Origin of the sequence: Enterobacter cloacae complex sp. SHL009 (assembly GCF_049237205.1) — a bacterium.
GTDB classification, from domain to species: Bacteria; Pseudomonadota; Gammaproteobacteria; order Enterobacterales; family Enterobacteriaceae; genus Enterobacter; species Enterobacter cloacae_M.
Genome location: NZ_JBMKIW010000014.1, coordinates 1 through 20,427, shown reverse-complemented (window position 1 = coordinate 20,427; position 20,427 = coordinate 1). Strand labels below are relative to the sequence as shown.

The window sequence follows — 20,427 nt, the reverse complement described above, 5'->3', positions numbered from 1 at the left end:
AAATTGGGAGTTGGTGGTACTAGCGTATAGTCCATAAAAGGAAAACGCCACGTAAAAACGTGGCGTTCGCTGGCTTTATTTACGTTACGAGCGTTTCATCATGTCGAAGAAATCGTCGTTGGTTTTGGTCATCGCCAGTTTATTAATGAGGAACTCCATCGCGTCAATTTCACCCATTGGATGGATGATTTTGCGCAGGATCCACATTTTCTGCAGCTCTTCCTGCGTGGTGAGCAGCTCTTCTTTACGGGTACCGGAACGGTTGTAATCGATAGCCGGGAAGACGCGTTTTTCTGCGATTTTACGAGAAAGGTGCAGTTCCATGTTACCTGTACCTTTAAATTCTTCGTAAATCACTTCGTCCATTTTAGAACCGGTATCGATCAGCGCCGTCGCGATGATGGTCAGGCTGCCGCCCTCTTCCACGTTACGTGCGGCACCGAAGAAGCGTTTCGGACGATGCAGGGCGTTAGCATCCACACCACCGGTCAGCACTTTACCAGACGCCGGAACCACGGTGTTGTAGGCACGCGCCAGACGGGTGATGGAGTCAAGCAGGATGATCACGTCTTTCTTGTGCTCAACCAGGCGTTTCGCCTTCTCGATAACCATTTCCGCAACCTGAACGTGGCGAGAGGCTGGCTCGTCGAAGGTAGAAGCAACCACTTCACCTTTAACCAGACGCTGCATCTCGGTCACTTCTTCCGGACGTTCGTCAATCAGCAGCACCATCAGTACGCAGTCTGGGTGGTTATAGGCAATGCTCTGCGCGATGTTCTGCAGCAGCATGGTTTTACCCGCTTTTGGCGGTGCCACAATCAGACCACGCTGGCCGCGACCAATTGGTGATGCCAGATCCAGAACACGCGCGGTTAAGTCTTCAGTAGAACCGTTACCACGCTCCATGCGCAGGCGAGAGTTCGCGTGCAGCGGCGTTAAGTTCTCGAAGAGTATCTTATTACGCGAGTTTTCCGGTTTGTCGAAGTTAACTTCATTGACTTTCAACAGCGCAAAGTAGCGTTCACCCTCTTTAGGAGGACGAATCTTACCTGAAATGGTGTCACCAGTGCGGAGGTTGAAACGGCGGATTTGGCTGGGGGATACGTAGATGTCGTCAGGGCCGGCGAGGTAGGAGCTGTCTGCAGAGCGGAGGAAACCAAATCCGTCTTGCAATATCTCCAGCACACCGTCGCCAAAGATATCTTCGCCACTCTTAGCGTGCTGCTTCAGGATGGCGAAAATGATGTCCTGCTTGCGCATACGAGCCTGGTTTTCCAGCCCCATATTTTCGCCGAGAGTGATCAGCTCAGAAACCGGCGTATTCTTTAATTCGGTAAGATTCATAATGGTGTGGGTTCTTAAACTCGGGGTGATTCTCGAACTTAATGTTGTGAATGGTATGGCAGGGTCATCCATGCCTGTTTAGCGGCCATCGACTCATGTCTGTTCGCTGTCTGGTCACAGGGAAAGAACGCAGAACTGAAACGACAAGACGGATTGAGTGACAAGCCCGGAATTTAGCCACTTCACGCACTGTTCATGTTAACAACGGGAAGTATCGGGTAAAACAAGATTCAAACAACAAGATATGTTTAAAACGAAGTCATAGCTAACTTAGCACGACTTCAGCCGGGCGTCCAGAGTTCCACATCATTTAGCCGGGAGCTCTGAACGCACAGCGGAGAAACCTTACGCCAGGTTAGCGTCCAGGAACTCTTTCAGTTGGCCTTTGGACAGCGCGCCTACTTTGGTCGCTGCCACTTCGCCGTTTTTGAACAGCAGAAGGGTTGGGATGCCACGGATACCGTATTTTGGTGCGGTGCCCGGGTTCTGGTCGATGTTCAGCTTAGCAACGGTCAGTTTGCCCTGATATTCGTCGGCGATCTCATCCAGAATCGGGGCGATCATTTTGCAAGGACCACACCATTCAGCCCAGAAATCGACGAGGATCAGCCCGTCAGCCTTAAGTACGTCCGTGTCAAAACTGTCGTCAGTCAGGTGAATAATTTTATCGCTCATATATAACTCCACAGGAATAAGCCTGGTACGTTGGTTTTGTCTCCACCAACGACGTGTTGATGTCGCATTAACCAACTAAAGGTTGACTTTATTTCACCGGATACGCTTTCGTAAAGCAATAGTAAGCTGATATTCTACCACACTATGAGCAAAACACATTTAACAGAACAGAAGTTTTCCGACTTCGCGCTGCACCCGAAGGTGATTGAAGCCCTTGAAAATAAAGGGTTTCATAACTGCACGCCCATTCAGGCCCTCGCGCTGCCGCTGACGCTGGCCGGTCGCGATGTTGCCGGGCAGGCGCAAACCGGTACCGGCAAAACGATGGCGTTTTTAACGTCAACGTTTCATTATTTACTTTCTCACCCAGCGATTGCAGACCGCAAAGTTAACCAGCCGCGCGCGCTAATTATGGCCCCGACGCGAGAACTTGCGGTACAGATCCACGCAGACGCTGAACCCCTGGCGCAGTCTACCGGCCTGAAGCTTGGCCTGGCCTATGGCGGCGACGGCTACGATAAACAGCTGAAAGTGCTGGAAAGCGGTGTGGATATCCTGATCGGTACCACCGGCCGTCTTATCGATTACGCCAAACAGAACCACATTAACCTCGGCGCAATCCAGGTTGTGGTGCTCGATGAAGCTGACCGCATGTACGATCTGGGCTTCATTAAAGACATTCGCTGGCTGTTCCGCCGCATGCCGCCGGCCAATCAGCGTCTGAATATGCTGTTCTCCGCTACCCTTTCTTATCGCGTACGCGAGCTGGCGTTCGAACAGATGAACAATGCCGAATATGTAGAAGTGGAACCGGAGCAGAAAACGGGTCACCGCATTAAAGAAGAGCTCTTCTATCCTTCCAATGAAGAGAAAATGCGTCTGCTGCAAACGCTGATTGAAGAAGAGTGGCCAGATCGCGCCATTATCTTCGCGAACACCAAGCACCGTTGTGAAGACATCTGGGGCCATCTGGCTGCAGACGGTCACCGTGTTGGCCTGTTGACCGGCGACGTGGCGCAGAAAAAACGCCTGCGTATTCTGGAAGAGTTTACCCGTGGCGATCTTGATATTCTGGTCGCAACTGACGTTGCCGCTCGTGGTCTGCACATTCCGGCCGTAACGCACGTCTTTAACTACGATCTGCCAGACGACTGCGAAGACTACGTACACCGTATCGGTCGTACCGGTCGTGCGGGCGCAAGCGGTCACTCGATTAGCCTTGCGTGTGAAGAGTATGCGCTGAATCTCCCGGCCATTGAGACGTATATCGGTCACTCTATTCCGCAGAGCAAATACAATCCGGAAGCGCTGTTAAGCGAACTGCCGCCGCCTAAGCGCCTAACCCGCCCACGCTCCGGCAATGGTCCGCGTCGTTCAGGTGGCGCGCCGCGTAATCGTCGTCGTTCAGGTTAAGAAAATATGCTCAGCTCCACCTCGCTTTATGCGGCAATTGATCTCGGTTCGAATAGTTTTCATATGCTGGTTGTGCGCGAGGTGGCGGGAAGCATACAAACGCTGACTCGCATCAAGCGCAAGGTCCGCCTCGCGGCGGGCCTGAGCAGTGACAATCACCTCTCGCCTGAAGCCATGGAACGTGGCTGGCAGTGTCTGCGGCTCTTTGCCGAACGTCTGCAGGATATCCCGCACGCCCAAATCACCGTGGTCGCCACTGCGACACTCCGCCTGGCGGTTAACGCCGTGGATTTCATTGCCAGAGCGCAGGAAATTCTGGGTTGTCCGGTACAGATTATCAGCGGTGAAGAAGAAGCTCGCCTGATTTACCAGGGCGTTGCGCACACCACGGGAGGTGACGATCGCCGTCTGGTGGTGGATATCGGTGGTGCCAGTACCGAGCTTGTGACCGGCACCGGCGCGCAGGCAACGTCGCTGTTCAGCCTGTCGATGGGCTGCGTGACCTGGCTTGAGCGCTACTTTACCGATCGGAACCTGGCGAAAGAGAACTTCGACGAGGCAGAAAACGCCGCGCGCGAGGTGTTACGCCCGGTGATGGACGAGCTGCGCTATCACGGCTGGAAAGTCTGCGTGGGTGCCTCGGGTACCGTGCAGGCTCTGCAGGAAATCATGATGGCGCAGGGAATGGACGAGCGGATTACGCTTGCCAAACTTCAGCAGCTGAAACAGCGCGCCATTCAGTGTGGACGCCTGGAAGAGCTGGAAATTGAAGGCCTGACGCTGGAACGCGCGTTGGTCTTCCCGAGCGGGCTGGCTATTCTTATCGCCATTTTCACCGAGCTGAACATCCAGTGTATGACCCTGGCCGGCGGCGCGCTGCGCGAAGGTCTGGTCTACGGGATGTTACATCTTTCGGTCGATCAGGATATCCGCAGCCGTACTCTGCGCAATGTGCAGCGTCGTTTTATGGTTGATATCGATCAGGCCGGACGCGTATCGCAGCTGGCGTCACGCTTCGCCGATCAGGTCGCTAACGTCTGGGATCTTGACCATCTGAGCCGGGATTTACTGCTGAGCGCCTGCGCGCTACATGAAGTGGGGCTGAGCATTGATTTTAAGCAGGCACCGGCTCATGCAGCGTATCTGGTACGAAACCTTGATCTACCGGGCTATACGCCCGCGCAGAAAAAGCTGCTGGCAACGCTGCTGCTGAACCAGACCAATGCCGTCGATCTCTCCTCTTTGCATCAGCAAAACGCCGTACCGCCGCGCGTGGCCGAGCATCTGTGCCGCCTGCTGCGTCTGGCGATCCTGTTTGCCAGCCGCCGCCGCGATGATTTGCTGCCAGCCATTAATCTGGTGGCCGATGACGAGAAGCTTTCGCTGACGCTGCCGGAGAACTGGATTGATCGTCACCCGTTAGGGGCCGAGATGATCGAACAGGAGTGCCAGTGGCAGAGCTACGTGCACTGGGTGCTTGAGGTAAAGTAATACGCTGAACATTGCCGGGTGGCGGCTTCGCCTTACCCGGCCTACAGATCCCTACGGAATTATCCTTTCTCTTTGGCTTTTGCCAGCATGGCGCGGATGTTCGCCACGTTAGCCTGTCCCTTGTGCATCCGCTCTTCTGCGGTAATCACTTTGCGCTCCTGTTCCCAGATCAGGTCATCCTGCGGCAGTTCCAGCAGGAAACGACTCGGCTCCGGGCGTACCAGTTCACCATACTGGCGGCGCTCTTTACACAGCGTGAACGTCAGCTCTTTCTGCGCGCGGGTGATCCCCACGTAGGCCAGGCGACGCTCCTCGTCGACGTTATCTTCATCAATGCTGCTCTGGTGCGGCAACAATCCCTCTTCCATGCCGACCAGATACACATACGGGAACTCCAGCCCTTTTGACGCATGCAGCGTCATCAGCTGAACCTGATCGGCCTCTTCTTCGCTCTCGCCGCGCTCCATCATGTCGCGCAGGGTAAAGCGGGTGACCACCTGCGTCAGGGTCATTGGCTCGTCGATTTCAGAGCCCTCCAGCATTTCGGTCATCCAGCTGAAGAGCTGGTTAACGTTTTTCATGCGCATCTCAGCCGCTTTCGGGCTGGCTGAGGTTTCATACAGCCAGGACTCATAGTCAATGCCGTGAATGAGATCGCGCACCGCCGCCACCGGCTCCCGCTCCGCGAGACGCTGCACTTCGCCAAGCCAGTGGGTGAAGCGGGTTAACGAATCATACCCGCGTCCGGTTAACGTCTGGCTCAGCCCCATGTCGAAGCTGGCGGTAAACATACTTTTGTTGCGGGTCATCGCCCACTCGCCGAGCTTTTGCAGCGTCGCCGGGCCAATCTCGCGTTTAGGCGTATTCACGATGCGCAGAAACGCGCTGTCGTCATCCGGGTTAGTGAGCACGCGCAGATAGGCCAGCAGATCTTTGATTTCTGGCCGCGAGAAGAACGACGTGCCGCCCGAGATTTTGTACGGAATGCGGTTCTGCATCAGCATCTTTTCAAAGACGCGCGACTGGTGATTGCCGCGATAGAGGATCGCGTAATCCTTATATTCGGTTTTGTTGACGAAGTGGTGAGCGATAAGCTCGCCCGTCACGCGCTCCGCTTCATGATCCTCATTGTTGGCGCTGAGCACTTTCAGCTCCGTGCCGTAGCCCAGTTCGGAGAACAGACGCTTCTCAAATACGTGCGGGTTATTGGCAATCAGGATGTTTGCCGCCTTCAGGATACGCCCGGAGGAGCGGTAGTTTTGCTCCAGCTTAATCACCTGCAGGGCCGGGAAATCTTTGCTCAGCAGCACCAGGTTTTGTGGGCGCGCACCGCGCCAGGAGTAAATTGACTGGTCGTCGTCGCCTACCACGGTGAAACGCGCGCGCTGCCCCACCAGCAGCTTCACCAGCTCGTACTGGCTGGTGTTGGTGTCCTGATATTCATCCACCAGCAGGTAGCGGATTTTGTTCTGCCAGCGCTCGCGCACCTCTTCATTGCGCTGCAGCAGCAGCGTGGGCAGCAGGATCAGATCGTCAAAGTCCAGCACGTTACACGCTTTCATATGCGCATCGTACAGACCGTAGCAGTGGGCGAAGATCCGATCCCGTTCACCTTTGGCGATCGCCGCGGCCTGGGCCGGCGTCATCAGATCGTTTTTCCAGTTCGAGATCGTCGAGATCAGCTGCTGCAACAGCACTTTGTCATCTTCGATGAGCCCCTCGGTGAGCTCTTTGAGCAGCGCCACCTGATCGGTGTCATCGAAGAGCGAGAAGTTGGACTTCATTCCCAGCGCCGCATACTCGCGTTTGATGATATCCAGCCCCAGCGTGTGGAAAGTGGAAATCATCAGGCCGCGTGCCTCTTTACGACCCAGCGTCTGACCGACGCGCTCTTTCATCTCGCGCGCCGCTTTATTGGTAAAGGTGACCGCCGCAATGTGTCGCGCCTGATATCCACAGTTGTGGATCAGATGGGCGATTTTGTTGGTGATCACGCGGGTTTTACCCGAACCGGCCCCTGCCAGCACCAGGCATGGTCCAGTAACGAATTCGACCGCTTGTTGTTGTCCAGGGTTTAAACGCATGGGAGTGTTGCTCAATCTTCGAACGGGGTGTGGATTGTAGCAGAAAGCCGGGCGCAGATTTACCGGCTAATGATAAAGTGGAGAAATCGCGTTTAACCCGTAGAGCAGAACCATGAAAAAGACCGCAGCAGCCCTGCATATTCTGGTAAAAGAAGAGAAACTGGCTCAGGAGATCCTGGCCAAGCTGGAGCGCGGCATCAGCTTTGATCATCTGGCAAAGCGCTACTCTAAATGCCCATCCGGTCGCAATGGCGGGGATCTCGGCGAGTTTCAACAAGGTGCGATGGTCGGCCCGTTCGATCGGGCGGTCTTTAGCTGCCCGCTTCTGAAGCCCTGCGGCCCGGTAAAAACCAAATTTGGCTACCATATCATTAAGGTGCTTTATCGCCGCTGACGCGTGGTATATTGCGCCCCGATTTATCTCAACCTATTCAAGGCACGATCATGGCAAAAACAGCAGCAGCACTGCATATTCTTGTTAAAGAAGAGAAACTGGCTCTGGATCTTCTGGAGCAGATCAAAAACGGCGCCGACTTCGGCAAACTGGCGAAGAAGCACTCCATCTGTCCGTCAGGCAAACGCGGCGGCGATCTGGGTGAATTCCGCCAGGGTCAGATGGTACCGGCGTTCGATAAAGTGGTGTTCTCCTGCCCGGTGCTGGAGCCAACCGGCCCGCTGCACACGCAGTTCGGCTACCACGTGATTAAAGTGCTGTATCGGAAATAAACAGCAAGGCCTTCTCTAAGAGAAGGCCTTTAATGTTTGCACCCTCTCCCCGTGGGAGAGGGTCGGGGTGAGGGCATCAGCCCGCACCTGGTGTTAGCCCGCTACCGCGATACGTTTCATATCGGTCATGTAGCCACGCAGTTTATGGCCCACTTTCTCGATCTGGTGGCTGCGAATCGCTTCGTTCACATCGCGCAGCTGCGCGTTATCCACGGCACCTTCCGCAATCGCTTTACCCAGATCGCCCGTCTGCAGAGTGGTCATAAACTCTTTCAGCAGCGGTACGCAGGCGTAAGAGAACAGGTAGTTACCGTATTCTGCCGTATCAGAGATCACCACGTTCATTTCGTACAGACGCTTACGGGCGATGGTGTTCGCGATCAGCGGCAGCTCGTGCAGAGATTCGTAGTACGCAGACTCTTCGATGATGCCGGAATCCACCATGGTTTCGAACGCCAGCTCAACGCCTGCTTTCACCATCGCGATCATCAGTACGCCTTTATCGAAGTACTCCTGCTCGCCGATTTTACCTTCGTACTGTGGCGCGGTTTCGAACGCGGTTTTACCGGTCTCTTCACGCCAGGTCAGCAGGTTTTTATCGTCGTTCGCCCAGTCCGCCATCATGCCAGAAGAGAATTCGCCGGAGATGATGTCGTCCATATGTTTCTGGAACAGCGGCGCCATGATGGTTTTCAGCTGTTCAGACAGCGCGTAAGCACGCAGTTTTGCCGGGTTGGACAGACGATCCATCATCAGCGTAATACCGCCCTGCTTCAGCGCTTCGGTGATGGTTTCCCAGCCGAACTGAATCAGTTTTTCCGCGTAGGCCGGGTCTGTACCTTCTTCCACCAGTTTGTCGAAGCACAGCAGAGAACCGGCCTGCAGCATGCCGCACAGAATGGTCTGCTCACCCATCAGGTCAGATTTCACTTCGGCAACGAAGGAAGATTCCAGCACGCCCGCACGGTGGCCGCCGGTCGCCGCTGCCCACGCTTTGGCAATCGCCATGCCTTCGCCTTTCGGATCGTTTTCCGGGTGAACCGCGATCAGGGTCGGCACGCCGAAGCCACGTTTGTACTCTTCACGTACCTCGGTACCCGGGCACTTCGGCGCCACCATCACCACGGTGATGTCTTTACGGATCTGCTCGCCCACTTCAACGATGTTGAAGCCGTGGGAGTAACCCAGCGCGGCGCCGTCTTTCATCAGCGGCTGTACGGAACGCACAACGTCAGAGTGCTGTTTGTCCGGGGTCAGGTTAACCACCAGATCCGCCTGCGGGATCAGCTCTTCGTAGGTGCCCACTTTGAAGCCGTTTTCGGTCGCTTTACGCCAGGAAGCACGCTTCTCGGCGATCGCTTCTTTACGGAGGGCGTAGGAGATATCCAGACCGGAGTCACGCATGTTCAGGCCCTGGTTCAGACCCTGTGCGCCACAGCCGACGATGACCACTTTTTTACCCTGAAGGTAGCTCGCGCCATCGGCAAATTCATCGCGCGCCATGAAGCGGCATTTGCCCAGCTGCGCCAGCTGCTGGCGCAAGTTCAGTGTATTAAAGTAGTTAGCCATGGGTGATACCTCGTGATGTTGTGTGTCTTATTGTTCGGTTCGCGTTTCAGCGAGAATGTACCCACATTACAACAGGAAATTTATTGCGGAAATTGATATATTCACAACGTCATATTGCAATTTTTGCAATGTAAAAAGAGGGAGTGGAATCGGTGGATTTACGCGATCTGAAAATGTTCCTGCACCTGGCGGAAAGCCGCCATTTTGGCCGCAGCGCCCGGGCAATGCACGTTAGCCCCTCCACGCTTTCACGCCAGATCCAGCGCCTTGAGGAAGACCTCGGCCAGCCGCTGTTCGTGCGCGATAACCGCACCGTCACCCTCACGGAAGCGGGTGAAGAGCTGCGCATTTTTGCCCAGCAGACGCTGTTGCAGTACCAGCAGCTGCGGCACTCGATTGACCAGCAGGGGCCGTCACTTTCCGGCGAACTGCATATTTTCTGCTCCGTGACCGCCGCCTATAGCCATCTGCCGCCCATTCTCGACCGATTCCGCGCGGCGCATCCGTCGGTTGAAATTAAGCTCACCACCGGCGACGCCTCCGACGCAATGGAAAAAGTGGTGACGGGCGAAGCGGATCTCGCCATAGCAGGGAAACCCGAAACCCTGCCGGGCGCGGTGGCATTCTCAATGCTTGAGAATCTGGCGGTGGTGCTGATTGCCCCGGCGCTGCCCTGCCCGGTGCGTAATCAGGTGTCGGTGGAAAAGCCGGACTGGTCGACGGTGCCGTTTATCATGGCCGATCAGGGGCCGGTGCGCCGCCGCATCGAGCTGTGGTTCCGCCGTCAGAAAATCAGCAATCCGTCGATTTACGCCACGGTCAGCGGCCATGAGGCAATGGTGTCGATGGTGGCGCTGGGCTGCGGCGTGGCGCTGCTGCCGGAAGTGGTGCTGGAAAACAGCCCCGAACCGGTGCGCAATCGCGTGATGATTCTGGAGCGCAGCGACGAGAAGACGCCGTTTGAGCTTGGCGTGTGCGCACAAAAAAAGCGGCTGCATGAGCCGCTTATTGATGCGTTCTGGACGATATTGCCGAACCACTAAAGCCGGGTGGCGCTGCGCTTACCCGACCTCAGCCCTTAGCCCGCGAGGAAGAAGCGGAAGGCCGGGTTATGGGTTTCGTCGTGGCACTCATAGCCCAGCTCGTTCAGCCGCGTTTCGAAATCCGGCTCGTGCTCGCCCAGTTCGAACGCCGCCAGCACGCGGCCGTAGTCGGTGCCGTGGCTGCGGTAGTGGAATAGTGAAATATTCCAGTGCGTGCCCAGCGTGTGCAGGAACTTGAGCAGCGCGCCCGGTGATTCCGGGAACTCGAAGCTAAACAGACGTTCCCTGAGCGGCTTTGATGGACGCCCGCCGACCATGTAGCGCACGTGCAGCTTCGCCATCTCATCGTCAGAGAGATCGACCACGCTGTAGCCGCCCTCATGCAGCAGGTTGAGGATCTCTTTGCGCTCCTCCACGCCGCGGCTCAGACGCACGCCGACAAAAATGCAGGCGTCTTTGGCATCGGCAAAACGGTAGTTAAATTCCGTCACCGAACGGCCGCCCAGCAGCTGGCAGAACTTCAGGAAGCTGCCCTTCTCTTCAGGAATCGTCACCGCCAGCAGCGCTTCCCGCTGTTCACCCAGCTCGCAGCGCTCGGAAACGTAGCGCAGACCGTGGAAGTTCACGTTCGCACCAGACAGCACGTGCGCCAGTCGCTCGCCGCGAATGTTGTGCTGCGCGATGTATTTCTTCATTCCCGCCAGCGCCAGCGCGCCTGACGGTTCCGCCACCGCACGCACATCCTCGAACAGATCCTTCATCGCCGCGCAGATGGCGTCGCTATCAACCGTGACGATATCGTCGAGATACTCCTGACACAGGCGGAAGGTTTCATCCCCAATGCGCTTCACCGCCACGCCCTCGGCAAACAGCCCGACGCGCGGCAGATCTACCGGATGACCCACATCCAGCGCCGCTTTCAGGCAGGCAGAGTCTTCCGCTTCAACGGCAATGACTTTGATCTGCGGCATCAGCTGTTTGATCAGCACCGCCACGCCTGCGGCCAGGCCACCGCCGCCAACCGGAACGAAGACGCGGTCGAGATGGGCATCCTGCTGCAGCAGTTCCAGCGCCAGCGTGCCCTGCCCGGCAATCACCATCGGGTGGTCGAACGGCGGCACCCAGGTAAAGCCCTGCTGCTGCGCCAGCTCAATCGCTTTGGCTTTGGCTTCGTCAAAGTTGGCGCCGTGGAGCAGCACTTCGCCGCCGAAACCGCGCACCGCGTCGACTTTGATATCTGCGGTAGCAACTGGCATCACGATCAGCGCCTTCAGCCCCAGACGAGCAGACGAGAACGCCACGCCCTGGGCGTGGTTGCCCGCCGACGCGGTAATCACGCCGCGCACTTTTTGCTCGTCGGTCAGCCCGGCCATCATCGCGTAGGCGCCGCGCAGCTTAAAGCTGTGCACCGGCTGACGGTCTTCGCGCTTGACCAGAATGACGTTGTCGAGGCGCGAAGAGAGTTTTTCCATTTTCTGCAGGGGCGTGACCTGCACGGCTTCATAGACCGGCGCGCGTAGTACCGCTCTCAGGTATTCCGCCCCCTCAGGGGCGGCGGATAAGGGTTGTGACTCGGCCATCATTAGCCCCCAAGTTTAGATTTATCGCGCACCGCGCCTTTATCTGCACTGGTGGCAAGGCTCGCATAGGCGCGCAGGGCGAAGGAGACTTCACGCTGGCGGTCTTTCGGCGTCCAGGCTTTATCGCCGCGGGCTTCCTGCGCTTCACGACGGGCCGCAATTTCCTGGTCGCTCAGCTTCAGCTGAATGCCGCGATTCGGAATGTCGATTTCGATCAGGTCACCGTCTTCGATGATGGCGATGTTGCCGCCGCTTGCCGCTTCAGGGGAAACGTGGCCGATAGAGAGGCCGGAGGTACCGCCGGAGAAACGTCCGTCGGTGATCAGCGCACACGCTTTACCGAGTCCCATAGATTTCAGGAAGGTGGTTGGGTAGAGCATCTCCTGCATGCCCGGGCCGCCTTTCGGTCCTTCGTAGCGAATAACAACCACGTCGCCTTCCACCACTTTGCCGCCGAGGATGGCATCTACCGCTTCATCCTGGCTTTCGTATACCTTCGCCGGACCGGTGAATTTCAGGATGCTGTCGTCCACGCCTGCGGTTTTCACGATGCAGCCGTTTTCCGCGAAGTTACCGTACAGCACGGCCAGACCGCCGTCTTTGCTGTAGGCATGTTCCAGCGAGCGGATGCAGCCTTCGGCGCGGTCATCGTCCAGCGTATCCCAGCGACAATCCTGCGAGAATGCCTGGGTGGTGCGAATACCCGCTGGACCGGCGCGGAACATCTTTTTCACCGCGTCGTCTTTGGTCAGCATGACGTCGTACTGGTCCAGCGACTCAGGCAGCGTCAGGCCAAGCACGTTTTTCACGTCACGGTTCAGCAGCCCGGCGCGATCCAGCTCGCCGAGAATGCCCAGCACGCCGCCCGCGCGGTGTACGTCTTCCATATGGTACTTCTGGGTGCTCGGCGCGACTTTACACAGCTGCGGGACTTTGCGGGAGAGCTTGTCGATGTCGCTCATGGTGAAGTCGATTTCGGCTTCCTGCGCGGCGGCCAGCAGGTGCAGAACGGTGTTGGTGGAGCCGCCCATGGCGATATCCAGCGTCATCGCGTTCTCAAACGCGGCCTTGCTGGCGATGTTGCGCGGCAGCGCGCTGGCGTCGTCCTGCTCGTAGTAGCGTTTGGTCAGCTCAACGATGCGCCTACCGGCGTTGAGGAACAGCTGCTTACGGTCGGCGTGGGTCGCGAGCAGCGAGCCGTTGCCCGGCTGAGAAAGACCCAGCGCTTCGGTCAGGCAGTTCATGGAGTTAGCGGTAAACATACCGGAACAGGAGCCGCAGGTCGGGCACGCGGAGCGTTCCACCTGGTCGCTCTGCTCGTCAGAGACTTTCGGGTCCGCGCCCTGGATCATCGCATCGACCAGGTCGAGCTTGATAATTTTGTCGGAGAGCTTGGTTTTCCCCGCTTCCATCGGGCCGCCGGAGACGAAGATCACCGGAATGTTCAGGCGCAGAGAGGCCATCAGCATCCCCGGGGTGATTTTGTCGCAGTTGGAGATGCAGACCATCGCATCGGCGCAGTGGGCGTTCACCATGTACTCTACGGAGTCGGCGATCAGCTCGCGCGACGGCAGTGAATAGAGCATGCCCCCGTGCCCCATCGCGATACCGTCATCCACCGCAATGGTGTTGAACTCTTTCGCCACGCCGCCGGAGGCTTCGATTTGCTCGGCAACCAGCTTACCGAGATCGCGCAGGTGCACGTGGCCCGGTACAAACTGGGTGAAGGAGTTCACCACGGCGATAATCGGCTTGCCGAAATCGGCGTCGGTCATTCCGGTGGCGCGCCACAGCGCGCGGGCTCCCGCCATATTACGGCCGTGGGTGGTGGTGGCTGAACGATACTTAGGCATGCTTTATTGACTCCCGTCTGACTATTTAATGGGACGGTGCGTGCCGTCCCAAATTTATGCTTAGTGATTAACCTGATCCAACCAGCCGTATTTATCTTCTGTCTCGCCGGTGAAGAGGCCGAAGAACGCTTGCTGAATACGTTTGGTGACCGGACCGCAGCGGCCTTCGCCCACCTGGATACCGTCCACGCTGCGTACCGGCGTGATTTCAGCCGCCGTACCGGACATAAACACTTCATCAGCCAGATACAGGGATTCGCGGGACAGCACCTGCTCGCGCACTTCAATACCCAGATCTTTCGCCAGCTTGATGATGGCGTCACGGGTGATGCCCGGCAGCGCGGACGAGGTGAATGGCGGCGTAAACAAAATGCCGTCTTTCACTTCAAACAGGTTTTCACCCGCACCTTCAGAGATGTAGCCATTTACGTCGAGGGCGATCCCTTCCTGATAGCCGTGGCGGCGCGCTTCGCTACCGACCAGCAATGAGGAGAGGTAGTTACCGCCTGCCTTCGCGGCGGTCGGGATGGTGTTTGGCGCCACGCGATTCCAGGAAGAGACCATTGCGTCGATCCCCTGCTCCAGGGCTTCTGCACCCAGATAAGCACCCCACGGGAACGCGGCAATGATCACATCGGTGGTATAGCCCGCTGGCGGGTTCACGCCCATACCGACGTCACCCACGAAGACCAGCGGACGGATATAGGCGCTGGTCAGGTTGTTTTTACGGATCACGTCGCGGCAGGCTTCCATTAGCTCATCAACGCTTTGTGAAACCGGGAAACGATAAATTTTGGCTGAGTCATGCAGACGCTGCATGTGTTCGCGATGGCGGAACACCACTGGCCCTTTGTGAGAATCGTAGCAGCGGATGCCTTCAAATACGGAGGTACCGTAGTGCAGCGCGTGGGACATCACGTGGACCTTCGCGTCCTCCCAGCGAACCATCTCACCGTTGAACCAAATGTAATCAGCTTTTTTTGTCGTCATTTTTTCGTCCTGTCACGCTTAAGCGCGGATTTGTTGTGATGTGGTTGTGCTCTGGCAGATGGCAACATGGGCAACGTCTACCAGCTTTGATAACTGACTAAACAGTAAGTCGACCGACCGCGGGCTGGCAACGGTTAATTCGATACTGATATTCCGGGCGTCAGTGGCCGCCTCCATATTCATAGAGCAAATCTGAAAACCACGATGACGCACCACACGCAAAACGCGTTCTAAGGTTTCCGGGTTGAAGCGAGCCTGTACGGCGACCTGATGCTGCATCATGATAATTTCTCCATCATTTGTGAGTTACTGGCACCAGGCGGTACCAACGGCCAGACGTTCTCGAGTTCGTCGATTGAGACATGAAGCAGGTAAGGCCCATCGCTGTTCAGCATGGTGTCGAGCGCCGCTTCAACCTGATCTTTACGGGTGATGTGCTGACCAGGGATGCCAAAGGCGCTGGCCAGGGTGAGGAAATCGGGGTTATCGGTGAGCGTCGTTTCGCTGTAACGCTCCTGGAAGAACAGCTGTTGCCACTGGCGAACCATCCCTAAACGCTGGTTATCAAGCAACACGATCTTCAGCGGTAACTGCTTGCGCTTAACGGTGCCGAGCTCCTGAACGTTCATCATGAAGGAGCCGTCACCGGAGATACAGATAACGGTATCGTTCGGGCGGGCAACCTGCGCGCCAACGGCTGCCGGCAGACCGAAGCCCATGGTACCCAAGCCGCTGGAGGTGATGAAGTTTTCCGGACGGGTGTAGGTCATGTGCTGCGCGGACCACATCTGGTGCTGGCCTACGTCGGTGGTGACGACGCTGTCAGCCGGTTTACGGTCGGACAACTGCTTCAACAGCAGCGGCGCGTAGATGGCCTCGCCGGGGTGGTCGTAACGCCAGGCGTGCTCGGCGCGCATATCAGCGGTGTGCTGACGCCATGCGTTGATATCCAGCGGCTGCTGCAATGCCGGTAACAGCGAGTTGAGATCGCCCGGCAAGGCGACATGCGCCTGACGCAGCTTGTTCATCTCCGCCGGGTCGATATCCATATGGATGACTTTGGCGTTCGGCGCAAAGGTATTCAGCTTGCCGGTGACGCGGTCGTCAAAACGGGCACCTACGGCGATGAGCAGATCGCACTCCTGCACCGCCAGGTTTGCCGCTTTGGTACCGTGCATCCCCAGCATGCCCAGATAGTAGGGGTAATCCGCGTCGACAGCACCGAGACCTTTCAGCGTGCAGGTCGCTGGCATCTGCGTTGTTGCGATAAATTCGCGCAGGGCAGGAACGGCCTGTGCCATGCCGACGCCACCGCCGACGTACAGCATTGGCTGTTTCGCCTGGGCCAGCATCTGACGGGCCTCTTCAACTTCCGCTTCCGGAAAGGCATCGTCGCTTTCAACGGTAGAGAAGTGCGGTTCCAGCTCGCCGAGTGCCACCTGGATATCTTTCGGGATATCGACCAGTACCGGACCAGGACGACCGGAGTTTGCCACGTCGAACGCTTCTGCCATTACGCGCGGCAGCTCTTCCAGAGACTGGACGAGGAAGCTGTGTTTAGTGCAGGCCAGCGATAAACCGAGGACGTCGACTTCCTGAAAAGCATCGGTACCGATGAACGGAGACGCCACCTGCCCGGTGATGGCGACAACGGGAACGGAATCCAGCAGCGCGTCAGCCAGGCCGGTGATCAGGTTCGTTGCGCCCGGACCTGAAGTCGCCATACACACGCCGGTTTTACCGGTCGCGCGGGCATAACCGATGGCTGCCATCGCTGCGCCCTGCTCGTGTCGGCACAAGAGATGTTCCACGCCGCCGTCATACAGTGCATCGTAAATCGGCATAATTGCGCCACCCGGATAACCGAATACGGTTTCGACTCCCTGCGCGCGCAACGCATGTACTACCCACTGTGCCCCATTCATAGTTAGTTCCCCGTCATAAATCGGGAGAAACAGAATTTTGTGCTAGTCGTCATTCTCTGCTCCTCATTTACGTTTTTTAGTCATAAAAAAACCCCCGGACCTTTCGGTGCGGGGGTCTTAGTTCGTTAAGGCTTGATTTCTAAGCCTTTCCTCGTCCAAGTGCAGCCCCGCACGGTGGGATAATAATCACCACCACGCTAATCACGACCAGGCTAATCACTCGTAGAAGGGCTGTCATTTTCAGTTCTTTTTGCATCTTGTTCGAAGGAATACCTAAAGAGTTATCACAGTTTTTAAATCAAACACAAGATTTATTTATGACGAATTTGATTAGGTAGCGAATCATATTTCTAAAAACCGTTGTTTTATATACGGAAATTAGAAAATGAATATTTTTCATTTTTTCACTGCGGTTCTTACCGTCAAAACGGGGCTTTTTACATTCTGCGAGGAGGTTTCCACGGTTATGCAAGGGTTTCAGTATGCGCTTAAAATCTCTGAACGGGCGGCGTAAATTCGCAAAATGACGCTAAACAGACAAAACCGGCGCTGGCATAGTCACACCAGGAGGTAGTGCAAATGTCACTGTCAGTTGTTTATACGCGTGCGGCTCTCGGGGTAAAGGCACCGCTTATTTCCGTCGAGGTTCATTTGAGCAATGGGCTACCCGGACTCACTCTTGTCGGGTTACCTGAAACGACGGTTAAAGAGGCCAGGGATCGCGTTCGCAGCGCAATAATAAATAGCGGTTATACCTTCCCCGCGAAGAAGATCACCATCAACCTTGCCCCCGCCGATCTGCCTAAAGAGGGGGGACGATACGATTTACCTATCGCAATTGCCCTTCTCGCGGCTTCTGAGCAGCTTAATACGACACGGCTAGGCTCGTATGAGTTCGTTGGCGAACTCGCGCTTACAGGCGCGTTAAGAGGCGTTCCCGGTGCGATATCGGGAGCGCTGGAAGCCATACGAGCAGGACGGCAAATCATTGTCGCCAATGAAAACGCATCAGAAGTGAGTCTTATCGCCGAGAAGGGGTGTCTCATCGCAGGGCATTTACAGGAAGTTTGTGCCTGGCTGGAAGGGCGTCATGAACTGTCCGAGCCGGAGGAGTGTGATGATGCTATAGCGGATGCACCAGAGGATCTCAGCGAGATTATGGGGCAGGAGCAAGGGAAACGGGCGCTGGAGATTACGGCTGCAGGTGGACACAATCTTCTGTTAATTGGCCCGCCGGGTACGGGTAAAACCATGCTGGCAAGCAGGTTGAGTGGGTTACTTCCACCGCTCAATAATCATGAAGCACTGGAAAGTGCCGCCATATATAGCCTTATCAGTTCGACGTCGTTGCAAAAACAGTGGCGCCGTCGTCCTTTTCGTTCCCCGCATCATAGCGCTTCACTGACGGCAATGGTCGGTGGCGGGGCGATTCCGGGGCCGGGAGAGATCTCGCTGGCACACAATGGCATTCTGTTTCTTGATGAGCTGCCTGAGTTTGAGCGCCGAGTGCTGGATGCACTGAGGGAGCCCATTGAATCCGGTGAGATACATATCTCACGCACGCGAGCCAAAATAAGCTATCCCGCGCAGTTTCAGCTGGTCGCGGCGATGAATCCCAGCCCGACGGGTCACTACCAGGGAAACCATAACCGCTGTACGCCAGAGCAGACGTTGCGCTATCTGGGTAAGTTATCCGGCCCGTTCCTCGACCGTTTCGATTTATCCCTCGAAATTCCCCTTCCCCCGCCGGGTCTGCTCAGGCAAACGGGTATAACGGGTGAAAGCTCAGCGGAGGTACGCGAACGGGTGATTGCAGCCCAGACGCGGCAGTACGCTCGTCAGAACAGGCTGAATGCACGGCTGGATAATGCCGGGATCCGGCAGTTTTGTTCTCTTAACGTTGAGGATGCGGGATGGCTGGAGGAGACGTTGACGCGGTTCGGGCTGTCCATAAGGGCGTGGCAGCGTTTGTTGAAGGTGGCCAGAACTATTGCTGACGTGGAGGGGTGCACTGACATTGAGAGGAAACATTTGCAAGAGGCGCTGAGCTACCGCGCTATCGATCGTTTGCTGCTGCATTTGCAGAAATTGCTGGCATAAAAAAGGGGCCGTAGCCCCTTCTCTTCATTTTAGTCATCAGACTCGGTGTAGTCTTCTGCACCTTCCATCTGTGGCTTGCCGCCAGACAGCGTATGGAAGCGCTTAGGACGCTTAATGCGCGCCATGTACTTGATCCATACGCGTTCCGCTTCAGACTCCGGCTCACGCTCACCACGGCAAACAGAAACAAACTGTTTTTCGTCTTCGGTTGCAGGTTCACGCTTACCCAGATCCAGCTCGTTAAAGGCATAACCATGGCGCTCAAGCAGTTGAGCTTCTTTGATGGTGAAATCGCCGTGACGAGAGAACCCGCGCGGATAATGTTTATTGTCGAAAAAACGATTAGTCGTCGTAAAGCTTTCCGCCATCCTACACGCTCCTAATTCTTTGGCCGAGCTATTTATGGCGCGGAGTATTAGTTACGCTTGACAGAGTGTAAAACAAAACATTTAAATCATAACGACAAATAATTTTGCGGAGAAAGATGTGGATACGGAATTGCTTAAAACTTTCCTTGAAGTGAGCAGAACACGCCACTTTGGGCGAGCAGCTGAAGCCCTTTACCTGACGCAGTCAGCAGTCAGTTTTCGTATTCGACAGCTGGAAAATCAACTGGGTGTGAATCTTTTTACCCGCCATCGCAACAATATTCGCTTAACGCCTGCCGGTGAGAAACTGCTGCCGTACGCAGAAACGCTGATGAATACCTGGCAGGCGGCACGTAAAGAGGTGGCACATACTTCGAGGCATAATGAGTTCTCGATAGGAGCCAGCGCTTCTCTGTGGGAATGCATGCTAAGTCAGTGGCTTACCCGGTTGTATCATTCACATGGCCACCTGCAATTTGAAGCCAGGATTGCGCAACGGCAGTCGCTGGTTAAGCAACTTCATGAGCGCCAGCTTGATCTTCTGATCACAACCGAAGCCCCCAAGATGGACGAATTTAGCAGCCAGATTGTGGGCCAGTTTGGCCTGGCACTTTATGCGTCTGAACCTTCGATGATGAAGGCAGACCTGACCTATTTACGCCTGGAATGGGGGCCGGATTTTCAGCAGCACGAGACGGGACTGATTGCACCTGATGATGTTCCGCAGTTAACGACCAGCTCGGCAGAGATCGCCTGTCAGCAGCTGCCCCTGCTGAAAGGTTGTACCTGGTTACCTGTTCGCTGGGCAGACACTAAAGCAGGGCTGCACACCGTGATGGATTCCACCACGCTTACCAGGCCGCTGTATGCAATTTGGCTGCAAAACAGTGATAAGCAATCACAGATAAAAGATCTATTAAAAATCAATGTAATGGATTGATGCATCAGCCAGCAGGGATGCTGGCTGAAAATTAAGAAGAGAGTTTTCTGCAATGTTTCAGGCAAAAAAAATCCTTTGCCGAAGCAAAGGATTCTATATGGCAGGGGCGGAGAGACTCGAACTCGCGACACCCGGTTTTGGAGACCGGTGCTCTACCAACTGAGCTACGCCCCTAAAGTTTTTTGCCATTAAGCCTGCCTTCTTGGCAGGCTTAATGTCTTAATAAGTGGCGGAACGGACGGGACTCGAACCCGCGACCCCCTGCGTGACAGGCAGGTATTCTAACCGACTGAACTACCGCTCCACCGAAGACTGCTGTAACCACC

19 protein-coding genes and 2 tRNA genes are annotated in these 20,427 nt (G+C 56.0%); 7 read left to right on the top strand and 14 right to left on the bottom strand.

What is annotated here, in order from left to right; all coding sequences use genetic code 11:
- Window positions 1–84: 84 nt before the first annotated feature.
- Window positions 85–1,344 carry a transcription termination factor Rho gene (rho, locus tag ACOTZC_RS21890; RefSeq protein ID WP_008501566.1) on the bottom strand — a complete coding sequence of 420 codons (1,260 nt, stop codon included), beginning with the start codon at window positions 1,342–1,344 and terminating at the stop codon, window positions 85–87.
- A 345-nt stretch (window positions 1,345–1,689) separates the two neighbouring features.
- The gene (gene trxA / locus ACOTZC_RS21885) at window positions 1,690–2,019 is read right to left on the bottom strand and encodes a thioredoxin TrxA (RefSeq protein ID WP_006179218.1); all 330 of its coding nucleotides are present in this window, start codon (window positions 2,017–2,019) and stop codon (window positions 1,690–1,692) included.
- Between the two features lie 144 nt (window positions 2,020–2,163).
- Between trxA and rhlB the strand changes: the two genes are divergently transcribed.
- Entirely contained in the window at window positions 2,164–3,432 is a 1,269-nt protein-coding gene (gene rhlB / locus ACOTZC_RS21880) for an ATP-dependent RNA helicase RhlB (RefSeq protein WP_023309646.1), read from the top strand.
- 6 nt (window positions 3,433–3,438) lie between these two features.
- A complete protein-coding gene (gene gppA, locus ACOTZC_RS21875) occupies window positions 3,439–4,923 on the top strand; it encodes a guanosine-5'-triphosphate,3'-diphosphate diphosphatase (RefSeq protein ID WP_023309647.1) in 1,485 nt (494 codons plus the stop codon).
- A gap of 59 nt (window positions 4,924–4,982) precedes the next feature.
- Here the strand turns inward: gppA and rep are convergent, their stop codons facing one another.
- Complete coding sequence (gene rep, locus ACOTZC_RS21870) at window positions 4,983–7,007, bottom strand: DNA helicase Rep (RefSeq protein WP_023309648.1); 2,025 nt, start codon at window positions 7,005–7,007, stop codon at window positions 4,983–4,985.
- A gap of 112 nt (window positions 7,008–7,119) precedes the next feature.
- Between rep and ppiC (ACOTZC_RS21865) the strand changes: the two genes are divergently transcribed.
- Together ppiC (ACOTZC_RS21865) and ppiC (ACOTZC_RS21860) are read left to right on the top strand one after the other, a co-directional pair.
- On the top strand, window positions 7,120–7,401 hold the full coding sequence (ppiC, locus tag ACOTZC_RS21865) for a peptidylprolyl isomerase PpiC (protein ID WP_223561849.1): 282 nt from the start codon (window positions 7,120–7,122) through the stop codon (window positions 7,399–7,401).
- 50 nt (window positions 7,402–7,451) lie between these two features.
- Window positions 7,452–7,733 (top strand): peptidylprolyl isomerase PpiC, encoded by a 282-nt coding sequence (gene ppiC / locus ACOTZC_RS21860; protein WP_008501570.1) that lies wholly within the window; start codon window positions 7,452–7,454, stop codon window positions 7,731–7,733.
- 93 nt (window positions 7,734–7,826) lie between these two features.
- Here ppiC (ACOTZC_RS21860) and ilvC read toward each other — a convergent pair whose 3' ends face one another.
- Window positions 7,827–9,302 (bottom strand): ketol-acid reductoisomerase, encoded by a 1,476-nt coding sequence (ilvC, locus tag ACOTZC_RS21855; protein ID WP_023333828.1) that lies wholly within the window; start codon window positions 9,300–9,302, stop codon window positions 7,827–7,829.
- Between the two features lie 152 nt (window positions 9,303–9,454).
- Here ilvC and ilvY point away from each other — a divergent pair, with 152 nt between their 5' ends.
- A complete protein-coding gene (gene ilvY, locus ACOTZC_RS21850; RefSeq protein WP_023333829.1) occupies window positions 9,455–10,345 on the top strand; it encodes an HTH-type transcriptional activator IlvY in 891 nt (296 codons plus the stop codon).
- A gap of 35 nt (window positions 10,346–10,380) precedes the next feature.
- On the opposite strand, the gene ilvA is transcribed toward ilvY, so the two are convergent.
- The 7 genes from ilvA to ilvL form a co-directional block, all read right to left on the bottom strand.
- Window positions 10,381–11,925: a threonine ammonia-lyase, biosynthetic gene (gene ilvA / locus ACOTZC_RS21845; protein WP_248163064.1), complete on the bottom strand. Its 1,545-nt coding sequence runs from the start codon at window positions 11,923–11,925 to the stop codon at window positions 10,381–10,383.
- Between the two features lie 2 nt (window positions 11,926–11,927).
- A complete protein-coding gene (gene ilvD, locus ACOTZC_RS21840) occupies window positions 11,928–13,778 on the bottom strand; it encodes a dihydroxy-acid dehydratase (RefSeq protein ID WP_248163062.1) in 1,851 nt (616 codons plus the stop codon).
- 60 nt (window positions 13,779–13,838) lie between these two features.
- Window positions 13,839–14,768 (bottom strand): branched-chain-amino-acid transaminase, encoded by a 930-nt coding sequence (ilvE, locus tag ACOTZC_RS21835; RefSeq protein WP_023309654.1) that lies wholly within the window; start codon window positions 14,766–14,768, stop codon window positions 13,839–13,841.
- Window positions 14,769–14,786: 18 nt separating this feature from the next.
- The gene (ilvM, locus tag ACOTZC_RS21830; RefSeq protein ID WP_023309655.1) at window positions 14,787–15,050 is read right to left on the bottom strand and encodes an acetolactate synthase 2 small subunit; all 264 of its coding nucleotides are present in this window, start codon (window positions 15,048–15,050) and stop codon (window positions 14,787–14,789) included.
- Window positions 15,047–16,693 (bottom strand): acetolactate synthase 2 catalytic subunit, encoded by a 1,647-nt coding sequence (ilvG, locus tag ACOTZC_RS21825; RefSeq protein WP_248169901.1) that lies wholly within the window; start codon window positions 16,691–16,693, stop codon window positions 15,047–15,049. Before ilvG ends, ilvM begins: the two co-directional genes overlap by 4 nt.
- A 2-nt stretch (window positions 16,694–16,695) precedes the next feature.
- Window positions 16,696–16,746 (bottom strand): peptide IlvX, encoded by a 51-nt coding sequence (gene ilvX / locus ACOTZC_RS21820; protein ID WP_166792073.1) that lies wholly within the window; start codon window positions 16,744–16,746, stop codon window positions 16,696–16,698.
- Window positions 16,747–16,832: 86 nt separating this feature from the next.
- Window positions 16,833–16,931: an ilv operon leader peptide gene (gene ilvL, locus ACOTZC_RS21815; protein WP_001311244.1), complete on the bottom strand. Its 99-nt coding sequence runs from the start codon at window positions 16,929–16,931 to the stop codon at window positions 16,833–16,835.
- Window positions 16,932–17,272: 341 nt separating this feature from the next.
- On the opposite strand from ilvL, the gene ACOTZC_RS21810 reads away from it, so the two are divergent.
- Entirely contained in the window at window positions 17,273–18,793 is a 1,521-nt protein-coding gene (locus ACOTZC_RS21810) for a YifB family Mg chelatase-like AAA ATPase (RefSeq protein WP_023309657.1), read from the top strand.
- Between the two features lie 29 nt (window positions 18,794–18,822).
- Here the strand turns inward: ACOTZC_RS21810 and ACOTZC_RS21805 are convergent, their stop codons facing one another.
- Window positions 18,823–19,161: a DUF413 domain-containing protein gene (locus tag ACOTZC_RS21805; protein ID WP_023309658.1), complete on the bottom strand. Its 339-nt coding sequence runs from the start codon at window positions 19,159–19,161 to the stop codon at window positions 18,823–18,825.
- A gap of 118 nt (window positions 19,162–19,279) precedes the next feature.
- On the opposite strand from ACOTZC_RS21805, the gene hdfR reads away from it, so the two are divergent.
- A complete protein-coding gene (hdfR, locus tag ACOTZC_RS21800; protein ID WP_023309659.1) occupies window positions 19,280–20,101 on the top strand; it encodes an HTH-type transcriptional regulator HdfR in 822 nt (273 codons plus the stop codon).
- 98 nt (window positions 20,102–20,199) lie between these two features.
- On the opposite strand, the gene ACOTZC_RS21795 is transcribed toward hdfR, so the two are convergent.
- Both ACOTZC_RS21795 and ACOTZC_RS21790 read right to left on the bottom strand, forming a co-directional pair.
- A tRNA-Trp gene (locus ACOTZC_RS21795) sits at window positions 20,200–20,275 on the bottom strand.
- 53 nt (window positions 20,276–20,328) lie between these two features.
- Window positions 20,329–20,405, bottom strand: a tRNA-Asp gene (locus ACOTZC_RS21790).
- Window positions 20,406–20,427: the final 22 nt, after the last annotated feature.